Source organism: Neisseria sp. P0001.S005, assembly GCF_051963715.1.
The window spans coordinates 1-2,631 of sequence record NZ_JBQCTZ010000313.1; the positions used below are offsets into that span (position 1 = coordinate 1).

At 50.8% G+C, this 2,631-nt stretch carries 3 protein-coding genes; 2 read left to right on the top strand and 1 reads right to left on the bottom strand.

Annotated features, from left to right (window positions below):
* Positions 1 to 287: 287 nt before the first annotated feature.
* Positions 288 to 743 carry a PH domain-containing protein gene (locus ACTHSP_RS19405; protein WP_107769106.1) on the bottom strand — a complete coding sequence of 152 codons (456 nt, stop codon included), beginning with the start codon at positions 741 to 743 and terminating at the stop codon, positions 288 to 290.
* Between the two features lie 102 nt (positions 744 to 845).
* On the opposite strand from ACTHSP_RS19405, the gene ACTHSP_RS19410 reads away from it, so the two are divergent.
* The gene (locus ACTHSP_RS19410; RefSeq protein WP_049344313.1) at positions 846 to 1,076 is read left to right on the top strand and encodes a helix-turn-helix domain-containing protein; all 231 of its coding nucleotides are present in this window, start codon (positions 846 to 848) and stop codon (positions 1,074 to 1,076) included.
* A gap of 125 nt (positions 1,077 to 1,201) precedes the next feature.
* Positions 1,202 to 2,566 carry a tRNA uridine-5-carboxymethylaminomethyl(34) synthesis GTPase MnmE gene (mnmE, locus tag ACTHSP_RS19415; RefSeq protein ID WP_440346718.1) on the top strand — a complete coding sequence of 455 codons (1,365 nt, stop codon included), beginning with the start codon at positions 1,202 to 1,204 and terminating at the stop codon, positions 2,564 to 2,566.
* Positions 2,567 to 2,631: the final 65 nt, after the last annotated feature.

The window sequence follows — 2,631 nt, forward strand, 5'->3', positions numbered from 1 at the left end:
ATGGAAATCCCCTAAATGGCTTAGTAGGAATTTAGGGGATTTTGGGGAATTTTGCAAAGGTCTCAGGCCGTCTGAAACCCAAAGTTTCAGACGGCCTTTTCATATTCGGATCGATAGAAATAAATATTTAATTACAATTTTGCTATAGCAAACATAACTAACTTCCGATATTTCAAGGCTTCCAACCTCGTCAGTCCCACCTGCGCGGAAATGACGGCAATAGGTATTGCGTATCGAAAATAAAGTAATTGGGCTATATAAAACAAAAACCACCGTTTCCACCCACCTCAAACGGCAGGCGGTTTTAATTCAATTTGATTTTTCGAGCCACCACCAATTTCGTTATCTATAAAATCATTGAATTGTTGACGGAACTCCATTGGTCGTGCGATATAAGGAATCGGAGCATGACTGCCGCCCGTCCCTCTGACCACTACGGAGCCATAATTGAAAATCCTGCCCCAAAAACCTTGATTTACCGAAATACTTTCGATACGGTTGATATTTATCTCAATTGTTTGCCGGCGGATAAAGCCAAACTTAGCGATAACCCTTTTGTTAGTTAAAGCAAGCTCGGTTGTCATTACATTCAATACCGCGAACACTATAAATACGATACCGATTACCCACATCAACAGCAGGATACCGAAAAAAATCCTCCAGAATTGGGAAAACCACGATACTTGCGCTTTATAAACAATACGTTCACCTCGCCCTAAAGAGCTTTCAATATAACTTGTCATTTAACATTCTCCACATTAGGTATTTTCCAAAAATACGGATTATAATCCGTGGATAAATAGGCGTCAAAATTGGATATTTTGAGATTTGTGAAGACAAATCTCATGAGTAAAATCAGTGTTTTGATAGGTATAAAAATCCGAGAAATCCGCAAACAGTCCAATATCAACCAAGAAAGCTTAGCCTTACTTGCCGATATAGACAGAAGCTATATGGGTAGAATAGAAAGGGGGGAGGTCAACATAACGGTTGATAAACTATATCAACTGTCTTCTGCTTTAAACTGTTCCGTACACGACTTACTACCGGATGATTTGGAAATTAAAAATACCTGAACCGTTTAAGTAGTCCGCCCACATTGCCAATCTGCTAAAAAGGTCGTCTGAAACCCCAAAACCCAAAGTTTCAGACGGCCTTTTGCTATAATACGCACATTAAATTTACCTATACGCGAGTTCTCATGTCCGTAACCCAACCCACCATCGCCGCCATCGCCACCGCACCCGGACGCGGTGGAGTCGGCGTGATCCGCCTTTCCGGCAAAAACCTGCTGCCTTTGGCGCAAACCCTCAGCGGCGGCAAAACGCCCAAGCCGCGCACCGCGCTTTACACCGACTTTCTCGGCGGCGACGGACAGCCGATAGACAACGGCATCCTGCTCTACTTCGCCGCGCCAGCCAGCTTTACCGGCGAAGACGTGATTGAGTTGCAGGGACACGGTGGCCCCGTCGTGATGGACATGTTGCTCTCGCGCTGCCTCGAACTGGGTGCGCGCATGGCGGAGCCGGGCGAATTTACCAAACGCGCCTTCCTCAACAACAAACTCGACCTTGCACAAGCCGAAAGCGTCGCCGACCTCATCGACGCCTCCAGCAAGTCTGCCGCACGTATGGCGTTGCGTTCGCTCAAAGGCGCATTTTCCCGACACATACACGAGCTGGTAGACGACCTTATTACTTTGCGGATGCTGGTCGAAGCCACGCTGGACTTCCCCGAAGAAGACATCGACTTTCTCGAAGCCGCCGACGCGCGCGGCAAGCTCCAAGCCCTGCAAGGCCGTCTGGAAACCGTGCTTGCCAGTGCGGAACAAGGCGCGATTTTGCGCGAAGGCATGAACGTCGTCCTCGTCGGCGCGCCCAACGTCGGCAAATCCAGCCTGCTCAACGCCTTGGCTGGCGACGACATCGCCATCGTAACCGACATCGCCGGCACCACCCGCGACACCGTGCGCGAACAAATCACCCTCGACGGCGTGCCCGTCCACATCATCGACACCGCCGGTCTGCGCGAAACCGACGACGTGGTCGAACAAATCGGCATCGAGCGCAGCCGCAAAGCCGTCTCCGAAGCCGATGTCGCCCTGATTCTGATTGACCCGCGCGAAGGCGTGAACGCCAAAACCCAAGCCATTTTGAACAGCCTGCCCGAAGGTTTGAAAAAAATCGAAATCCACAACAAAGCCGACCTGACCGGCGAACCTGTCGCCGTCCGTTCAGACGGCCTCGCGCAAACCGGCGCGGAAAGTGTCATCAGCCTGTCCGCCAAAACCGGCGCGGGTCTTGACTTACTCAAACACGCGCTGTTGCAGGAAGTCGGCTGGCAGGGCGAAAGCGAAAGCCTGTTCCTCGCCCGCAGCCGCCACCTCAACGCCCTGCACGAAGCCGAAGCCGAGCTGGAAAACGCCGCCCTCTGCGACAACAACCAAATCGAGCTTTTCGCCGAACACCTGCGCCTCGCCCAAAACGCGTGCAGCGAAATCACAGGCGAATTTACCGCCGACGATTTGCTGGGCGTGATTTTCTCGCGCTTCTGTATCGGCAAATAAAACGGTTTGCCATCAAATACAAAGGCCGTCTGAATGTTCAGACGGCCTTTTTTATCACCAAAACA